Here is a 17,050-nt window from a genome sequence, read left to right as displayed (position 1 = left end):
TTAGTGGCGTGTGGGAAGGGTGTCCGAACGGTCGGTTCCCCGAAAATGCGGGTGACGACTATCACACGCAAAGTCACTTGTGGTCTAGACCTAGTCCGGGTAAAAGAGTCGGCCGGACAAACGCGAGAGGCCCGGAACCAAACGGTTCCGGGCCTCTCGACTACGGCGATCCCGACGGGACTTGAACCCGCGACCTCCACCTTGACAGGGTGGCGAGCTAACCAACTGCTCCACGGGACCAGAGTGTTACCTGATCCGTCCGCCTCGCTTGCCTTCCGGCCCTCGCTGCGAACAAGACAGATCGTAGCCCATGTGGGGCCCCCAGGTCGAACCGGCTCCCGAGGGCCCCCGGCGCAGCTCAGAGCGTGGCCCTGGCCGCCTCCATCGCCTTGGCGATCCGCTTCTCCGAGACCGGCGTCGGCGTGCCCAGGGACTGGGCGAAGAAGCTGACCCGCAGCTCCTCGATCATCCAGCGGACCGCGCGCACCTCGGGGGAGGGCTCCCGGCCGGCCGGTACGGCCGCCAGGAGCTCCCCGTAGGCCTGCTGGACCTGCTGGACCTTCGTCAGCTGCTGGGCGTCCCGCTGGGGGTGGTTGGGCAGCGCCTCCAGCCGGCGGTCCACCGCCAGCAGGTAGCGCTTGAGGTCCGGCAGCCGCTGCCAGCCGGTCTCGGTGACGAAGCCCGGGTGCACCAGCGAGGCCAGGTGCAGCCGGATGTCGTTCACCGCGGTCAGCAGCACCGGGCTGCTCACCGACTTCAGCCGGGTCGACGCCTTGTGGAAGGCGATCAGCGCGGTGGCCGTCTTCAGCGTGGTGTCCGCCGAGAGGTCGTACAGATCGGCCCGGACCTTGTCGCGCAGCACGCCGAACGCCGCCTCGTCCCAGGCCGGACCGCCGGCCAGGGTCATCAGCCGGTCCGCCGCGCAGGCCACCACGTCCTCGAACAGCGCCGGGATCGAGCCGTGCGGGTTGTACGACAGGGCGAGCTTGGCCTGGTTGCCCAGCCGGCCCTGGATCGACTTGGCGGGCGAGGTGGTGGAGAGCATCAGCAGCCGCCGGGTGCCCGCCCACATCGCCTTCTCCTGGGCCTGCGGGGTGTCGAACAGCCGGATGCCGACCGTCTCCCCCTCGTCGACCAGCGCCGGGTAGGCGCGCAGCGAGTGGCCGCGGGAGCGCTGCTCGAAGGTGCGCTGCAGCACCGGCAGGTCCTCGGGCCAGGCGGTCAGCCCGGAGCGCTCGATGCCCCGGCCGGAGGCGGCCGAGGAGAGCGTCTCCTTCAGCTTCGGGTTGAGGCGCAGCCGCAGCTCCTCCAAGTCCTTGGACTCGGCGAGCTTCTTGCGGCCGTCCACCACCCGGAAGGTCACCTTGAGGTGCTCCGGGACCCGTTCCTCGTCCCAGGCCTCCGGGGGCACGGTGACGGCCGTCAGGCGCTTCAGGGCGTGCTCCAGGGCCGGCAGCAGCGGCTCCTGGCGCTCCTGGTGGTTCCTCAGCTCGCGCAGCGCGGCGCGGGCGAAGTCCGGAGCGGGCACGAAGTTGCGCCGCACCGCCTTCGGCAGCGACTTGATCCAGGCGGTGACCAGTTCCTCGCGCAGGCCCGGGATCTGCCAGTCGAAGCCCTCCGCGGTGACCTGGTTGAGCACCGGCAGCGGGATGTGCGCGGTCACGCCGTCCGCGTCACTGCCCGGCTCGAACTGGTAGGTGAGCCTGAAGCGGAGCCGGCCCTGCTGCCAGTGGTCCGGGTAGTCGGCCTCGGTGACGCCGTCGGCGGCGTCGTTGATCAGCATCGACTTCTCGAAGTTGAGCAGGTCGGGCTGGTCCCGGTGGGCCTGCTTCCACCAGGAGTCGAAGTGCCGGGTGGAGACGACGTCGTCGGGCAGCCGGCCGTCGTAGAACTCGAACAGCGTCTGGTCGTCGACCAGGATGTCCCGGCGGCGGGCCCGGTTCTCCAGCTCCTCGACCTCGCTGAGCAGCTTGCGGTTCTCGGCGAAGAAGCGGTGGTGGGTCTCCCAGTCGCCCTCGACCAGGGCGTTGCGGATGAACAGCTCGCGGCAGAGCTCCGGGTCGATCCGGCCGTAGTTGACCTTCCGCTGGGCGACCACCGGCACCCCGTAGAGGGTGACCTTCTCGTACGCCAGGACGGCCCCGGCCTTCTTCTCCCAGTGCGGCTCGCTGTAGGTGCGCTTCACCAGGTGGCCGGCCAGCGGCTCGACCCACTCCGGCTCGATCTTCGCGTTGATCCGGGCCCAGAGCCGGGAGGTCTCCACCAGCTCGGCGGACATCACCCAGCGCGGCGGCTTCTTGAACAGGCCGGAGCCGGGGAAGACCGCGAACCGGGCGCCGCGCGCGCCGCCGTACTCGCGCTTCTCCACGTCGTACAGGCCGATGTGGGAGAGCAGGCCGGCCAGCAGCGACTGGTGGATCCGGTCGGCGTCCGGTTCGGCGTCGTCGTGCGCCTCCTCGATGGTGACGCCGAGCTGCTTGGCGACCGTGCGCAGCTGGGAGTAGATGTCCTGCCACTCCCGTATCCGCAGGTAGTTGAGGAACTCGGCCTTGCACATCCGGCGGAACGCGGAGGAGGACAGCTCGCGCTGCTGCTCGCGCACGTAGCGCCACATCGACAGGAAGGAGAGGAAGTCGGAGGTCTCCGAGGTGAACCGGCGGTGCCGGTCGTCGGCGGCCTGGCGCTTCTCGGCGGGGCGCTCGCGCGGGTCCTGGATGGAGAGCGCGGCGGCGATCACCATGACGTCGCGCACGCAGCCGTTGCGGTCCGCCTCCAGGACCATCCGGGCCATCCGGGGGTCCACCGGGAGCTGGGCCAGCTTGCGGCCGAGCGGGGTGAGCCGCTTGCGGACGTCCTTCTCCTCCGGGTCGAGCGCGCCCAGCTCGTGCAGGAGGCTGATGCCGTCCTTGATGTTGCGGGAGTCCGGCGGGTCCAGGAACGGGAAGGCGGCGATGTCGCCGAGGCCGGCGGCGGTCATCTGGAGGATGACCGAGGCGAGGTTGGTGCGCAGGATCTCGGCGTCGGTGAACTCGGGGCGGGAGAGGAAGTCCTCCTCCGAGTAGAGCCGGATGCAGATGCCGTCCGAGGTACGGCCGCAGCGGCCCTTGCGCTGGTTGGCGCTGGCCTGGCTGATCGCCTCGATCGGCAGCCGCTGGACCTTGGTGCGGTGGCTGTAGCGGGAGATCCGGGCGGTGCCCGGGTCGATCACGTACTTGATGCCGGGGACGGTCAGGCTGGTCTCGGCGACGTTGGTGGCCAGCACGATCCGGCGGGAGGAGGAGCGCTGGAAGACCTTGTGCTGCTCGGCGGAGCTGAGCCGGGCGTAGAGCGGGAGGATCTCGGTGCTCTTGAGCTTCAGCTTGCCGAGCGCGTCGGCGGTGTCGCGGATCTCGCGCTCGCCGGAGAGGAAGACCAGGATGTCGCCCGGGCCCTCGGCCTGGAGCTCCTCGGCGGCGTCGCAGATCGCCTGGATCTGGTCGCGGTCGCGGTCCGCCTCGTCGGTGTCGCCGTCCTCGTCGGCGTCCTGCGCGATCGGGCGGTAGCGGACCTCGACCGGGTAGGTGCGGCCGGAGACCTCGACGATCGGGGCGTCCTCGAAGTGCCGGGCGAACCGCTCCGGGTCGATGGTCGCCGAGGTGATGATCACCTTGAGGTCGGGGCGGCGGGGCAGCAGCTGCTTGAGGTAGCCGAGCAGGAAGTCGATGTTGAGGCTGCGCTCGTGCGCCTCGTCGATGATCAGGGTGTCGTACTGGCGCAGCTCGCGGTCGGTCTGGATCTCGGCGAGCAGGATGCCGTCGGTCATCAGCTTGACCAGGGTGTCGGGGCCGACCTGGTCGGTGAACCGGACCTTCCAGCCGACCGCCTCGCCGAGCGGGCTGTGCAGTTCCTCGGCGACCCGCTCGGCCACCGTGCGGGCGGCGATCCGGCGGGGCTGGGTGTGGCCGACCAGGCCGCGCACGCCGCGGCCCAGCTCCAGGCAGATCTTGGGGATCTGGGTGGTCTTGCCGGAGCCGGTCTCGCCCGCCACGATCACCACCTGGTGGTCGCGGACGGCTTCGAGGATCGCGTCCTTCTTCTGGCTGACCGGCAGCTCGGCGGGGTACTCGATGGCCGGCACGGCGGCGCGGCGCCGCTCGACCAGCAGCTCGGCCTTCCCGATGTCGGCGGCGATCTCGGCGGCGATCTTCGCGCGCGCCTCGGGTTTGCGGACCCGGCGCGCGCCGTCCAGCCGGCGGCCGATCCGCACCTGGTCGCGCAGGGTCAGCTCGGGCAGGCGCGCGGCCAGCTCGCCGATGCCGGGTTCCTCGCTCCGGGCGGACTCGGCGGCGGACTGGACTGCGGGAGAACTCACGGCGGGCATCCCTCTAGGTTCGCAAGGAGATGCGGCGGAGCGCACCTCGGTTTTCGAGCGACTCCAGTGTCACAGGGGACGGCGGTGCGCTGCCAATGGCGGCCCGGGGCGTCTCCGGCACCGTCCGCGGCGGCGCGGTCGCCGTGCGTGAGGGGCGGCCGGGATCACCTCATCAGAACGAGGACCAGCAGGCCGGCGGGGATGAGGGCGAGCCCGGCGAGGAGGCCGGCCACCGTGGGGGTGATCCGGTCCCGGAGCCGCTTCCGGGGCCGGACGCGGACGGACTCCTCGGTGTTCAGCTCCCACCGGGCGACGATGCGGCGGTACTGCTCCTCGAAGTCCGGCGAGGGGTACAGGGGGCTGTCCACCAGCCCGGGGAGCGCGCGGCGCCGGCCGTCGGCGAGGAATATCCGGACCTGGGAGCCGGTCCCGCCCTCGGTCCTGCCGGTCCGCACATCGATCCAGCGGATCTCGTGCCAGGGGTGGGTACGGCCGCGCCCGAAGCCCCAGCAGATGGTGATGCCCTCGGGTCCGACCGCGCTGAAGCCCCGGAGGGCGAGCGCCAGGCAGAGGCCGAGGAGGGCGAGGCTTCCGCCGGCGAGCCACAGGAATCCGGTGAGGCCGAGACCGCGGGCGGCGGCGGCGCCCTCGACGGCCAGCACGACGAGCGACACGGCGAGCAGCGACCAGGACGGGCGGTAGCGGTCCCGCCCCCGGAACACCAGTTCGTTCACGTTCGAAACCCTACGCGCGGGGTGACGCGATGTCATCACCTGTGGCAGGACCGAACGTTGGCCCGTCCGCCGTCATCTCCACAGGAGGAAGGCCACGATGAGGACGGGGACGGCGGTGAGGAAGCCGACCCGCCCGGGGGTCAGCCGGTCGCGGCGCCGCTCCGCCGGCCGTACCCGGGCGGCGGGGTCGGTGTTCAGCTCCCACAGGCCGCGGACGCGCCGCACCTGCTCGTCGAAGTCGGGAGAGGGGTGGGTGGGGTCCTGGGAGAGTCCCGCCAGGACCTGGCGCCGTCCGTCGGCGAGGTGGATCCGCGGTGCGCGGTACGTTCCGAACGGGCTCTTCGCCTCGTACACGTCGATCCACCGGATGTCGCGCCAGGGGTGGGCGCGGGCGCGGCGGCGGTAGGTCCCGCGGATGGTCACCCCGGCGGGCCCGACCGTGCTCCATGGCTCGCTCGCGGCCAGGTGGTGCAGGCCGATGAGCGCGGCGAGGCCGCCGGTCGTCCAGAGCAGGACCTGGATGCCGAGGTCGATCGCGATCCGGGTGCCCGCGAGCGCCAGCAGGGCCCCGACCTGGGCGAGGTGGAGCCAGGACCGGCGGTGGCGGTCCTTCGCGCGGAAGGTCAGTTCGTCCACGGTGGACACGCTACTCCCCGGGTGATGTGACGTCATCACCCGGGGAGCGACAGCCGTTCGACCCGCGGGATCAGTCCTCCTGGAGGACGAAGTCACGCACCAGGCGGGACCACGCGTCGCCCTGCTCGTAGACGACCACGTGGCCGCTGTCGAACTCCGCGTAGGTGCTGCCGGTGATGGCCTCGGCGAGCTCGCGGGAGAGCCCGACCGGGGCGGTGCCGTCCTGGGTGCAGCCGATCACCAGGGTGCGCGCGGTGATCCGGGGCAGCAGCGGGCGGATGTCGGCGGTCAGGTTGAGCTCGATGTGGCGCAGCGCGCCCTCGGTGGGCTGGTTGCCCTTGACGATGGCGTCGACCACCTCGGCCGGGAGGGAGTTCAGGTGGTCGCGGCTGAACGCGGTCAGGGTGCCGAACCGGCCGAAGGCATCGGCGTCGCCGCTGATGGCGCGCCAGGTGGTCATGTGGTTGCGCAGGTAGGTGTCGTCCGGGCGGGTCCAGCCGGAGGTGAGCACCAGGCTGCGCACCAGCTCGGGGCGCAGGGCGGCGAGGGTGGCGGCGACCAGCGAGCCGAGCGAGAAGCCGACCAGGTCGGCCGGGCCGCCGCCGGCCGCCTCGATCACGGCGGCGATCTGCTCGGCGAGCAGCTCCGGGGTCAGCTCGCGGCCGTCGTCCTCGGTGTCGCCGCAGCCGGCGAAGTCCGGCAGCAGGACGGTGCGGACGTCGGTGAAGTTGCCGGTGAGGTGGCCGAAGGTGCCCGCGGCGCCGAAGCCGGTGCCGTGCACGAAGACCAGGGGCGGGTGGCCGGAGCCCTCGACGGCGTAGGAGACGCGGGCGCTGGGGCTGGTGACGAAGGGCATGGCGGAGGTTCTCCTCGAAGATGCGGACGGAAACGGGACGGACGGGTCAGGCGAGGCTCTTGGCGGCGCTGTCGTCGTCGACGGCGGCCGCGTCCGGGCGCGGGGCGCGTTCGAAGCCGAGCGCGACCAGGACCAGCGCGACGATGCCGCCGGTGGCGACCAGCACGGCGGTGCGCAGGCCGTCGGTGGTGGCCGAGCGCAGCGCCTCGCCGGTCAGGCCCTCGGTGCCGGCGTTGGCGATCGCGACCAGGGCGCCGAGGCCGACCGCGCTGCCGACCTGCTGGCCGGTGGAGACGATGCCGGAGGCGATGCCCTGCTCGTAGGGGTGCACCCCGGTCGCGGAGGCGGCGAACATCGTGGTGAAGATGACGCCCTGGCAGACGCTGAGCACCACCAGGCCGGGCAGCAGGGCGACGTAGCCGCCGTCCGGCTCCATGGTCAGCGCCGTCGCGGCGGTGCCGAGCGCGCCGATCAGGTAGGAGGCGATCAGGGTGTTGCGGGCGCCGAAGCGGGTGGCGAGCCGGCCGCCCAGCATCGAGCCGAGGAAGCCGCAGGCCATCGGGATCAGGAAGGCCATGCCGGTGCGCAGCGCGCTGTACCCGTGCACGGTCTGGAAGTAGACGGTCAGGAAGTACAGCAGGGTGCCGAAGCTCGCCATGAACAGGAAGGTGGTGACCGCGCCGGTGGAGAGGTTGCGGTTGCGGAAGAGCCGCAGCGGCATCAGCGGGTCGCCGGCCCGGGACTCGATCGCCACGAAGGCGGCGAGCAGGCCGAGGCCGAGCACGGCGGTGATCAGCACCAGCGGCGAGGTCCAGCCGGAGGCGGGTGCCTGGACCAGGGTGAAGACCACCAGGGTGGCGCCGGCGGTGGAGGTCAGCGCGCCGGGCAGGTCGAAGGAGCGCCCGCCCTCGCGCGGCCCGTCGGCGCGGATCAGCCGGGGCGCGAGCAGGGCGGCGCCGCCGGCCAGCGGCACGTTGACGTAGAAGACCGCCTGCCAGCCGAAGGCCTCGGTGAGCACCCCGCCGGCCAGCGAGCCGATGATCATGCCGCTGGCACCGGCCGCCGCCCAGACCGACAGGGCCCGGTTGCGCTCGCGGCCCTCGGCGAAGCCGGTGACCACCAGGGCGAGGGTGGCGGGGAACAGGAAGGCGCCGCCGAGGCCCTGCAGGGCGCGGGCCGCGACCAGCAGGCCGGGGGCGGTGGCCAGGCCGCCGAGCAGCGAGGAACCGGCGTACAGCAGCAGGCCGAGGACGAACATCCGGCGGCGGCCGAACAGGTCGGAGGCCCGGCCGCCGAAGAGCAGGAAGCCGCCGAAGGCCACCGCGTAGGCGCTGACCACCCACTGCAGGGTCTGCGCGGAGAAGCCGAGGCCGCTGCCGATCTCCGGGAGCGCCACGTAGACGATGTTGTAGTCGATCGAGACGATCAACTGGGCGAACGCCAGCAGGGCCAGCAGGAGGCCCGAGCGGCGCGGCCCGGCGGCCTGCTCGGCGCCGGCGGACGGGGACATGGGGAGCCTTTCGGAGGCGGTCGGGGAGCGCGGGACGGGGCGTGCGGGGGACGGGTCGCGAGCCGTCACGGCCCGGGGGTCAGGACCACCCGGCGGCCGTTCAACTCGCCTTTCTCCAGGCGCTGGTGGGTCTCGGCGGCGTCGCTCAGCGGGCGTATCTCCAGGGCCCGCGGGCGCAGCCGCCCGGCCGCGAGCAGCCGGTTGACGGCGACCGCGGCGCCGGCCAGTTCGGCGGTGGTGGCGTGCGAGATGACGAACCCGCGGATCGAGCCGTCCTTCATGTACAGGGCGCCGGCGGGCAGTTCGGGGCGGGAGCGGGCGCCGGCGAGCAGCACGATCCGGCCGCGCGGGGCGAGCAGGTCGACGGCGGTGGCGAGGTCGTTGGCGCCCGAGGTGTCGAGGTGGACGTCGATGCCGCCGGGGCAGGCGGCGCGGAGCCGTTCGGGCAGGTCGGGGGCGCGGTAGTCGAGCACCTCGGTGGCGCCGAGGGCCCGGCAGTGTTCGGCGTCGGCGGGGCTCGCGGTGGCGACCACCCGGGCGCCGGCCTCGGCGGCCAGGACGATCAGGGCGCCGCCGACGTTGCCGCCTCCGCCGCCGACCAGCACGGTCTCGCCGGTGCGCAGCCCGCCGTGGGTGAACAGGGCGAGGTGCGCGGTGGCCGCGGGGTGGACCACGGCGACGGCCTCGGCCGGGTCGACGCCCGGCGGCAGGTGGTAGAGCCGGTCGGCGGGGACGGCCGCCCGTTCGGCCGCCGCGCCCTGCCGGCCGCCGTGGCCGAGGCTGTTGCACCAGACCCGGTCACCGGGGCCGAAGCCGGGGGCGCCGGGGCCGGCCCGGACCACCGTGCCCACGAGGTCCCGCCCGATCACGAACGGGAAGGGCAGTGGGGTCCGGTAGAGCCCCGAGCGGACGAAGGTGTCGACCGGGTTGACCGACACCGCGGCCACCCGGACCAGGACATCGGTGGGGCCGGGGACCGGCTCGGGCACCTCGCCGTGACGGATGGTCGTGGCCGGTCCGAGCCGCGGGATGAACGCTGCACGCATGGGGCCGATCCTGCGGGAGCGGCGGACGGGTAGCGGCGGATCGCGGCATCGTACGTCAACTCCCTTGCCTCGAACGGGAAGCCGGATGGGGACGGGGTGTCCCCCGACCTGACATAGATGCTACACCGATCGGTGCAATCTCTCATCTGCACGGAGTAGTTTACTTGGCCTGCGGGTGGGGCCGGCCTGCCTTCGTCCCCGCCCACCGGCTCGACACCAAGGACGGGAACCATGGCCACCGACCGACTCCTCGCCCAGCCGGGACCGAGACCCGCCGGCGGGAGCGGACCCGGCACGGCGCGCCCGGCCGCCGTCCGCCTGCCGTCCCTCACCGGCCTGCGCTTCCCGGCCGCCCTCGCGGTCTTCGCCTACCACGCGGCGCTGCCGATCCCCACCCTGCGGTTCTTCGCCGACGACAGCACCGAGTACCGCTTCACCGACCTCGCCGACCAGGCCGGCGGTCTCGGCGTGGCGTTCTTCTTCGTGCTCAGCGGCTTCGTGCTGACCTGGTCGGCCCGCCCCGGCGACACCGCCACCGGGTTCTGGCGGCGGCGCCTGGTGAAGATCGTCCCCAACTACGTGGTCGCCTGGGCACTGGCCATGGTGCTGTTCGCGAGCACCTACACCCCGGCCCGCACCGCGGTCCTCAACCTGCTGATGCTGCAGGTCTGGATCCCCGACTTCAACACCTACTTCAGCGTCGACCCGCCGAGCTGGTCGCTCGGCGCCGAGCTGGTCTTCTACCTCTCCTTCCCGCTGCTGCACCGGGCGCTGCGCACCATCCGCCCGGAGCGGCTGAAGTACTGGATAGCCGGGGCGGTGGCCGCCGTCGTCGCGACCCCCGCCCTCGCCTACCTGGTGCTGCCCGACACCCCGGGCGTCCCCGGCGGCTACCAGGCCTCGGTCTCCCAGTACTGGTTCGCCTACGTGCTCCCGCCGGTGCGGATGGTCGACTTCGCGCTCGGCATCCTGGTCGCCCTCGCGGTGCGCTCCGGCCGCTGGCGCGACATCGGCATGGTCTGGTCCGGCGTGCTGCTGGTGGCCGGCTACGCCGTCACCCGCTGGGTGCCCTACCTCTACGCCCAGCGGGCCGCCACCGTGGTGCCGATCGCGCTGCTCGTCGCCTCCGCCGCGATCGCCGACCGGGACGGCCGGTTCACCCCGTTCCGCAACCGGGTGATGACCTGGCTCGGCGAGATCTCCTTCGCCTTCTACCTGCTGCACTTCATCGTGCTGACCGAGCTGCGCGACCTGCTCGGCACCCGGATGTACTCCACGGTCGAGGGTGTCGGCCTGCTGCTGCTCGCCGTCGCGGTGACCGTGCTGCTCTCCTGGGTGCTGTACCGGCTGGTCGAGGCGCCGATCACCCGGCGGTTCTCCTCCCCGCGCCGCAAACCGGCCGGGACGACCGCGTCCCGGCCTTCCTGACCGACGTCGAGAAAGCGAGCCGTACCCATGGGCAAGATCCTCGTCACCGGGGCGACCGGCCAGGTCGGCGCCGAGGTGCTGGCACAACTGCTGGCGGCCGGCGCCGACGTCCGGGCCGGCGCCCGGACCCCGGAGAGGCTGGCGCCGCCGGCCCCCGTCGAGACCGCCGTGCTCGACCTCACCGACCCCGGCACCTGGGGTCCGGCGCTGGCCGGCGTCGAGAAGGTGTTCCTCTACGCCGTCCCGCAGGGCACGGCCGGCTTCCTCGCCGCGGCGAAGGAGGCGGGCGTGCGGCACGTGGTGGTGCTCTCCTCGCAGACCGTGGTGGACGCCCTCCCGGTGCAGAAGCCGATCGTCGAGATGCACCGCGCGGTCGAGGAGGCGGTGCTCGCCTCCGGGATCCCGTACACCCTCCTGCGGCCGCACAACTTCGCCACCAACATCCTGATGTGGGGCTGGCCGGAGTCGATCCGGGCCGAGGGGCGGATCCGCTTCCCGTACCCGGAGTCGCACAGCGACGCGATCCACGAGAAGGACATCGCCGCCGTCGCGGTGGTCGCGCTCACCGGCGGCGGCCACGAGGGGCAGGCGTACTTCATCAGCGGCCCGGTCTCGATCACCCAGCGCGAGCAGCTGGCGGCGCTGTCCGGGGCGCTCGGGCGGCCGCTGGAGTTCGAGGAGCTGACCGAGGCCGAGGCGCGCGAGGCGCTCGCCCCGATCGTGCCGGTCTGGGTGATGGACGCGGTGGTCGGCTACTGGGCCGGCTCCGACGGCGTCCCGGCCGAGGTGTCCGACACGGTCGAGCGGCTCACCGGCCGTCCGGCCCGCACCTTCGCCGAGTGGGCCCGCGACCACGCCGCGGACTTCACCGCCTGAGCACCCGCCCGGGCGCCGTCGGCGCCGCCGCTCCCGCCGTACCGGAATGCGGATGCGCCGCACCGGTCGGCGGGAGCCCGGTGGCCGGGCCACCACCGACCGTGCCGGAGCGGTGGGCCGCGCACCTTAGCGGGGCGCGGCGCGGACCCTAGCGTGAGCACGGCGCAGCCAACCGCCATTCGAGGGGGAACGATGAGCGGTCCCGTCATGACCCGATTCCTGCCGGTGGAGCCGCAGGCCCCGCCGGAGGACGGCCGGGTGCTCGACGCCTCGCACGAGGTGCTGCTCAAGGAGCTGTGCGCGGTGCTGTTCGCCTCGCTCCCGCGCAGTGACCAGCGGCGCAAGGGCGGCCAGTACCTGCACGGGCTGCTCGGCGCGCGCGGGCGCAAGTCGATCCGCAACATCGCCACCGTGGTCGGCGGACCGGCCGCCGAGCAGAGCCTGCACCACTTCATCACCAGCTCCACCTGGGACTGGCGGCCGGTGCGCCAGGCACTGGCCCAGCACCTGGCCCGGATCGCCCCGCCGCAGGCGTACGTGCTGCGGCCGATGGTCGTCCCGAAGGCCGGCGACCACTCGGTCGGCGTGGACCGCCGCTTCATCCCGGCCCTCGGCCAGGTGCTCAACGCCCAGCAGGCGGTGGGCGTCTGGGCCGCCTCGGAGAGCTTCAGCGCGCCGGTCAACTGGCGGCTGCACCTGCCGCGGACCTGGCTGGAGGACGCGCCGCGGCGCAGCCAGGCGCTGATCCCCGACGAGGTGGACGCCGAGACCCTGGGGGACTGCGCGCTGGAGGCGGTGCTCGGCCTGCCCGCCCGCTGGGGGCTGCCGGCCCGCCCGGTGGTCGCGGACGCCCGGGACGCCGACGGGCTGCGGCTGGTGCGCCGGATGCGGGCCGAGCGGCTGCCGATGCTGGTCCGGGTGAGCGGTTCGTTCCCGCTGCGGCCGGTGGCGCCGCTGCCCGGCCACCCGGCCGGGCCGGGGCCGGCCTGCCACCTGCTCACCGCCGCCCGGGAGCTGCGCCGGCCGGTGGTCTGGTCGGATGCGGCGGGCGCGCTGCGGGCCGGGCTGGTCGCCGCGGTGCGGGTGCGTCCGGCCTGGCCGGGGCCGGCCCGGGAGAACCGGGGGCGGCGCGGCGGCGGGGACCTGCTGCTGCTCGGGGTGGGCGCGGCCGGCGGGCGCTGGCCGGCCGAGCTGTGGCTCACCGACCTGGTCGACCTGCCGACGGCCGGGCTGGTCCGGCTGGCCCGGCTGGCCGACCGGGTGGACCGGGACTTCACCCGGACCGCCGACCGGGTCGGGGTGCGGGACTTCGCCGGGCGCTCGTTCGGCGGCTGGCACCGGCACATCACGCTGGCCTCGGCGGCGCACGCGGTGGCGGTGCTGGCCCGCGGCGACGACCGGCTGTGACGGCTGGCCGCGGCGCCCCGACCCGGAAGGTGACGTGACGTCAGAGCGCCGGGCCGGTGCGGCCGTGGCCGGTGTCGCCCTGGTCCCGGGCGTCCCGGTCGAGCAGGACGCGGCGCACCCGGCAGAGCCGCAGCGCCAGCTGGATCTCGAAGGAGCGCTCGGGCTTCAGCCAGTCCGCGCCGAGCAGTTCGCCGATCCGCTCCAGCCGCCGCGCCACCGTGTTGGGGTGGACGTGCAGGCGCTGCGCCGCGTGGGTCGGGCTGTTGCCGGTCTCGAACCAGGCCTGCAGGGTGCGGGTCAGCTCGGTGAGCCGCTGCCGGTCGTAGTCCAGGACCGGCCCGACGGCCGACTCGATGAAGCCGTCGATGTCGTGGTTGTCGGCCAGCAGAACGCCCACGAAGCCGAGTTCGCGGGCCGAGGCGGCGCGCCCGACGGCGCCCAGCGAGGTCATCGCGTCCAGGCAGCGCAGCGCCTCCCGGTAGCCGTGCAGCACCGAGGTCGGGTCGCAGACCGGCCCGGCGGCGCCGACCGTCACCGGCAGGCCGAGCAGCGGGGTCAGCTCCTCGGCGACCGCCCGGGCGGCCCGGCCCGGGTCGGTGCCGGGCAGCAGCAGCACCGCCCGGCCGTTGTGCACCCGCTTGAGGCCGCCCATCCGGTGCGCGTACAGACCGGCCCAGGTCGCGGTGCGCCCCTGCGCCTCGCCCTCGGGCCGGGCGACCACCAGGACGTGCTCGGCGGACAGGTCGATGCCCACCCGGCGGGCCCGGTCGGCCAGTTGCTGGGGCGGGCGCTGGGGGTTGCTGAGCAGTTCGTCGAGCAGTTCGTCGCGGACCGGGCGCGCCGGGGCGGCGGACCGCCCGCCCTCCAGCAGCAGGGCGACCGCGAGCGCCTGCGCGACGCTCTGGCAGAACTCCGCGGCCAGGTCGGCGCGCCGGCCGGACGGGCGGGCGAGCAGGGTGCCCAGGTCGGTGGAGCCGGCGCGCACCGGCGCGGCCCAGAGCGGTCCGGCCAGCCGGACCGGGCGGCCGGCCGCGTGGGTGTCGACGGCGGTGGCCACCACGGTCGGCTCGTCCAGCTCGGGCAGCTCACCGGCGGAGGCGACCACGGTGCCGTCGCTGGCGTACACCCGCAGGCCCAGGCCGAGCCGGCGGCCGGCGTCCCGGACCAGGGCGTGCGGGTCGCTGCCGGAGAGCGCGAGGTCGACCAGGGCGCGCTGCACCTCGGCGAGGTCGCCGGCCGGGTCCGCCGGGGCACCCGCCCCGTCACCGGCGCGGGCCGGTGGACCGGCGGGCGGCCGGGCGGCCCGCTCCAGCAGCCGGGCCTTCTCGATCGCCACTCCGGCGAGGTCGCCGAGCGCGGTCATCAGCGAGATCTCTTCGGTGGTGAAGTAGCGCACCGCGCGCTCGGCGACGTACAGGGTGCCGAACGGGCGGGCGCGGTGGCCGAGCGGGACGGCCATCACGGCGCGCAGCCCCTCGGCGCGGATCGTCGCGTCGACCACCGGGCTGCGCCGGATCCGCTCGTCGGCGAGGTAGTCCGGGGTCCAGAACGGCCCCGGGTCGGCGGGGACGCCGCCGCCCAGGCCGAAGCCCTCGGGCACGGCCAGGCCGGCCCGCAGCGAGCCGCTCGGGCCGTCGGTGGTGCGGATCCGCACCCGCTCCGGCCCGGCGCCGGTCTGCTCGGCGGTGGTCAGGCAGGACACGTCGGCGCCGAGCAGCAGCCGGGCCCGCCGGGTGATCACCCGCAGCAGGCTGTCCAGTTCGTACGGCAGGGCCAGATCGCGGGCGGTGTCGGCGAGCGCGGTGAGCCCCGCCTCGCGCCGGCGGCGGCGCTGGGACTGGGAGCGGATGGACAGGCCGAGCTGCTCGATCCGGCAGAGCGCCTCCCGCTCCCGGGCGGACTCGCAGCCCCGCCGGGCCTGCTCGACCAGCTCCGCCACCTCGGCGGCCGGCGCCTCGCTGGCCAGCAGTTCCAGGACGTTGAACGCGATTGAGTCGGCCGACCGTCGCGTCATGACCTTCCCTCCCCCCAGGCCCTCCTGGACGAAGGAGTGCGTGACGGCCTGCTGATCGGAAGGTATGCGGGGGCGGTTGGTCCCGTCAAGAACGGGTCCGGGCCCTTACCAGCCGCTCATGCCAAGGCGGTGACGGGGTGTCAGCGGGGCGATGCGGTCAGCTCAACCGGACGGGTTGCTGGTCCCCGGAGCGGCCGGCCGGGCGGCTCCCGACGGCGGCGTGCAGGCGCCGCCAGTGCTCGACCAGTCCGGGAACGCTCTCCTCCTCCAGCCGCCGCGCCACCGCGTCGTAGTCGATGCCGAGGCGGCCCAGCCGGTCGAGCACCGCCCGGGCCGCCTCGTACCGGCCCAGCAGGGTGTCGCCCTCCAGCCGGAGCTTGCGCACCGCCTCCTCCAGCACCGGGCGGGTCATCGCGTGCGCGGTGCCCCAGGACACCAGCCCGGCCACGTACCGGGCCTGCGCGGCGGCCCCGCCCAGCGCCGAGTCGGTCCACAGCAGCCGCTGCGGGCGGGCCCCCGAGGCGCGCAGGGTGCGCCAGCGGCCGTCGCCGAGCCGGTCCTCGTACGACCGGTACATCAGCCGGGCCGCCGCCTGGGCGGTGAGGCCGCGCAGCGCCGCGGCGTCCGGTCCGGGGATCGCGGTGAGCAGCCGGTCGATCTCCCGGTCGACCCGGCCGACCGGGAGCGAGGCCACCGAGGCGATCGCGGCCAGCGGCCGGCCGGCCGCCAGCGCCTGCTCCAGGCCGTCGAAGTAGGCGTCCACCACCTGTCCGTAGCGCCGCACCGAGTAGAGGCCGGTGGCGTGCACGCCGAGCCCGAGGCCCACGCAGTCGCGGATCGCGGTCAGTCCGGCGGGGGTGGCCGGAATCTTCACCAGCAGGTTGGGCCGGTCCACCGCGCGGGCCAGTTCGACGGCCTCCGTGACGGTCGCGGCCGGATCGTGGGCCAGCCGCGGGTCCAGGTCGGCCGAGACCAGGCCGTCGTGGCCGTGGGTGGTGCGGAAGACCCCGAGGAACTCCTCGCAGACCAGCCGCAGGTCGTGCACGGTGGTGGCCCAGACCGAGCCCTCGGGGGAGACGTGGTGGCCGGCCAGCCGGGCCAACTGGTCGTCGTAGACCGGGTCGTGCCGCAGCGGTCCGGCCAGCAGGGCGGGGTTGGTGGTGGCGCCGCGCAGGCCGGTGCGCTCGATCAGCCGGCCGAGCAGGCCCGAGGTGGCCAGACCGCGGTTGATCCCGTCCAGCCAGGGGGAGACGCCTTCGGCGATCAGCGGCCGCAGGTCCCCGGTGCGGGGCGCGGCGGCCGGCGGCTTCTTCACTGCGGGATCACTGCTCCTCGGCTCTGCGACGGTCCGCAAACGGGCCGTGCACCGAGGATAGAGAGCAATTCGTGCCCGGAAAAGCGAGCCCTCCGGTCAATGTCAGGTCGGGCCGGCACGGGGATCGGCGAGTATTTGATGGAGTCCGCCGCCACCTGACGAAGTGCCGGGAACTCCGTTGGCCGCTCGGCCGTCCACGGTCAACGATCAGGGGAACGCGCCGCCGTCCCCGAGGAGTTCGCCGCCGTGACCACGATTGCCGTCATCTATTACTCGTCGACCGGAAATGTCGCCAGGCTGGCCGAGGCGGCGGCCGACGCCGCCGGGAAGGCGGGCGCCGAGGTGCGGCTGCGCCGGATCGCCGACCTGCCGGACGACACCTACGTCCCGGGCACCGAGGAGGCCGCCCGCGCGCTGCGGGCGCGCACCGCGGACGTCCCCGAGGCCACCCTGTCCGACCTGGCCTGGGCGGACGGCATCCTGATCGGCACCCCGGTGCGGTTCGGCCTGCCGGCCGCGCCGGTGCTGCGGTTCGTCGACTCGACGGCGCCGCTGTCGATCCCCGGCGGGCTGGCCGACAAGGCGGTCTCCGCGTTCACCTCGGGCTCGGCGCCGCACGGCGGCCACGAGACGGCGATCCTGGCGCTGCACAACGCGTTCTGCCACTGGGGCTCGCTGATCCTGGCCACCGGCTCCACCGACCCGGTGCTGTTCCGTCCGAACAACGGCAACCCGTACGGGGCCAGCGCGGTGTCCCGCAACGTGCCGGGCCAGGTGCACGAGGAGAACATCGCCGCCGTCGAGTTCCAGGCCCGCCGGGTGGTCCGGGTGGCCGCCCTGGTCGGCGGCCTCGCCGAGTAGCGGCCCGCGGGCCCGG

Annotated in this window: 12 protein-coding genes and 1 tRNA gene; 4 read left to right on the top strand and 9 right to left on the bottom strand. The window is 74.1% G+C overall.

What is annotated here, in order from left to right; translation table 11 throughout:
• Positions 1–166: 166 nt before the first annotated feature.
• The 7 genes from ABT238_RS04220 to ABT238_RS04190 form a co-directional block, all read right to left on the bottom strand.
• Positions 167–240 (bottom strand) — tRNA-Asp (locus tag ABT238_RS04220).
• A 118-nt stretch (positions 241–358) separates the two neighbouring features.
• Positions 359–4,360, bottom strand: a complete 4,002-nt coding sequence (hrpA, locus tag ABT238_RS04215) for an ATP-dependent RNA helicase HrpA (protein ID WP_502891391.1) — start codon at positions 4,358–4,360, stop codon at positions 359–361.
• A 155-nt stretch (positions 4,361–4,515) separates the two neighbouring features.
• A complete protein-coding gene (locus ABT238_RS04210) occupies positions 4,516–5,085 on the bottom strand; it encodes a hypothetical protein (protein ID WP_350755473.1) in 570 nt (189 codons plus the stop codon).
• A gap of 72 nt (positions 5,086–5,157) precedes the next feature.
• Positions 5,158–5,721 carry a hypothetical protein gene (locus ABT238_RS04205; protein ID WP_350560311.1) on the bottom strand — a complete coding sequence of 188 codons (564 nt, stop codon included), beginning with the start codon at positions 5,719–5,721 and terminating at the stop codon, positions 5,158–5,160.
• A 70-nt stretch (positions 5,722–5,791) separates the two neighbouring features.
• Positions 5,792–6,577, bottom strand: coding sequence for an alpha/beta fold hydrolase (locus ABT238_RS04200; protein ID WP_350560309.1), 786 nt, complete (start codon positions 6,575–6,577; stop codon positions 5,792–5,794).
• Positions 6,578–6,623: 46 nt separating this feature from the next.
• Positions 6,624–8,087: an MFS transporter gene (locus tag ABT238_RS04195; protein WP_350560307.1), complete on the bottom strand. Its 1,464-nt coding sequence runs from the start codon at positions 8,085–8,087 to the stop codon at positions 6,624–6,626.
• Positions 8,088–8,152: 65 nt separating this feature from the next.
• Positions 8,153–9,133: an NADPH:quinone reductase gene (locus ABT238_RS04190; protein WP_350755472.1), complete on the bottom strand. Its 981-nt coding sequence runs from the start codon at positions 9,131–9,133 to the stop codon at positions 8,153–8,155.
• A gap of 231 nt (positions 9,134–9,364) precedes the next feature.
• Here ABT238_RS04190 and ABT238_RS04185 point away from each other — a divergent pair, with 231 nt between their 5' ends.
• The 3 genes from ABT238_RS04185 to ABT238_RS04175 all read left to right on the top strand — a co-directional run bounded on the left by ABT238_RS04185 (position 9,365) and on the right by ABT238_RS04175 (position 12,844).
• The gene (locus ABT238_RS04185) at positions 9,365–10,561 is read left to right on the top strand and encodes an acyltransferase family protein (protein WP_350755471.1); all 1,197 of its coding nucleotides are present in this window, start codon (positions 9,365–9,367) and stop codon (positions 10,559–10,561) included.
• A gap of 27 nt (positions 10,562–10,588) precedes the next feature.
• Positions 10,589–11,437 (top strand): NAD(P)H-binding protein, encoded by an 849-nt coding sequence (locus ABT238_RS04180; protein ID WP_350755470.1) that lies wholly within the window; start codon positions 10,589–10,591, stop codon positions 11,435–11,437.
• A 207-nt stretch (positions 11,438–11,644) separates the two neighbouring features.
• Positions 11,645–12,844 (top strand): IS701 family transposase, encoded by a 1,200-nt coding sequence (locus ABT238_RS04175; protein ID WP_350560301.1) that lies wholly within the window; start codon positions 11,645–11,647, stop codon positions 12,842–12,844.
• A gap of 40 nt (positions 12,845–12,884) precedes the next feature.
• On the opposite strand, the gene ABT238_RS04170 is transcribed toward ABT238_RS04175, so the two are convergent.
• Positions 12,885–14,858 (bottom strand): helix-turn-helix domain-containing protein, encoded by a 1,974-nt coding sequence (locus ABT238_RS04170; RefSeq protein WP_350560299.1) that lies wholly within the window; start codon positions 14,856–14,858, stop codon positions 12,885–12,887.
• Positions 14,859–15,015: 157 nt separating this feature from the next.
• Positions 15,016–16,173 (bottom strand): transaldolase family protein, encoded by a 1,158-nt coding sequence (locus ABT238_RS04165; RefSeq protein ID WP_350560297.1) that lies wholly within the window; start codon positions 16,171–16,173, stop codon positions 15,016–15,018.
• 246 nt (positions 16,174–16,419) lie between these two features.
• Here ABT238_RS04165 and ABT238_RS04160 point away from each other — a divergent pair, with 246 nt between their 5' ends.
• A complete protein-coding gene (locus ABT238_RS04160; RefSeq protein WP_350560295.1) occupies positions 16,420–17,034 on the top strand; it encodes a flavodoxin family protein in 615 nt (204 codons plus the stop codon).
• Positions 17,035–17,050 lie beyond the last annotated feature (16 nt).

This window comes from Kitasatospora sp. NPDC001527 (assembly GCF_040298605.1).
GTDB lineage: Bacteria > Actinomycetota > Actinomycetes > Streptomycetales > Streptomycetaceae > Kitasatospora.
Note: the sequence above shows the minus strand (reverse complement) of the source record. Positions and strands in the feature narration are given on the sequence as shown.

Excerpts from the sequence above, each read along its gene's own strand:
- hrpA (WP_502891391.1), bottom strand. The coding sequence starts at position 4,360 with ATGCCCGCCGTGAGTTCTCCCGCAGTCCAGTCCGCCGCCGAGTCCGCC.
- ABT238_RS04200 (WP_350560309.1), bottom strand. The coding sequence starts at position 6,577 with ATGCCCTTCGTCACCAGCCCCAGCGCCCGCGTCTCCTACGCCGTCGAG.
- ABT238_RS04195 (WP_350560307.1), bottom strand. The coding sequence starts at position 8,087 with ATGTCCCCGTCCGCCGGCGCCGAGCAGGCCGCCGGGCCGCGCCGCTCG.
- ABT238_RS04190 (WP_350755472.1), bottom strand. The coding sequence starts at position 9,133 with ATGCGTGCAGCGTTCATCCCGCGGCTCGGACCGGCCACGACCATCCGT.
- ABT238_RS04185 (WP_350755471.1), top strand. The coding sequence starts at position 9,365 with ATGGCCACCGACCGACTCCTCGCCCAGCCGGGACCGAGACCCGCCGGC.
- ABT238_RS04180 (WP_350755470.1), top strand. The coding sequence starts at position 10,589 with ATGGGCAAGATCCTCGTCACCGGGGCGACCGGCCAGGTCGGCGCCGAG.
- ABT238_RS04175 (WP_350560301.1), top strand. The coding sequence starts at position 11,645 with ATGACCCGATTCCTGCCGGTGGAGCCGCAGGCCCCGCCGGAGGACGGC.
- ABT238_RS04170 (WP_350560299.1), bottom strand. The coding sequence starts at position 14,858 with ATGACGCGACGGTCGGCCGACTCAATCGCGTTCAACGTCCTGGAACTG.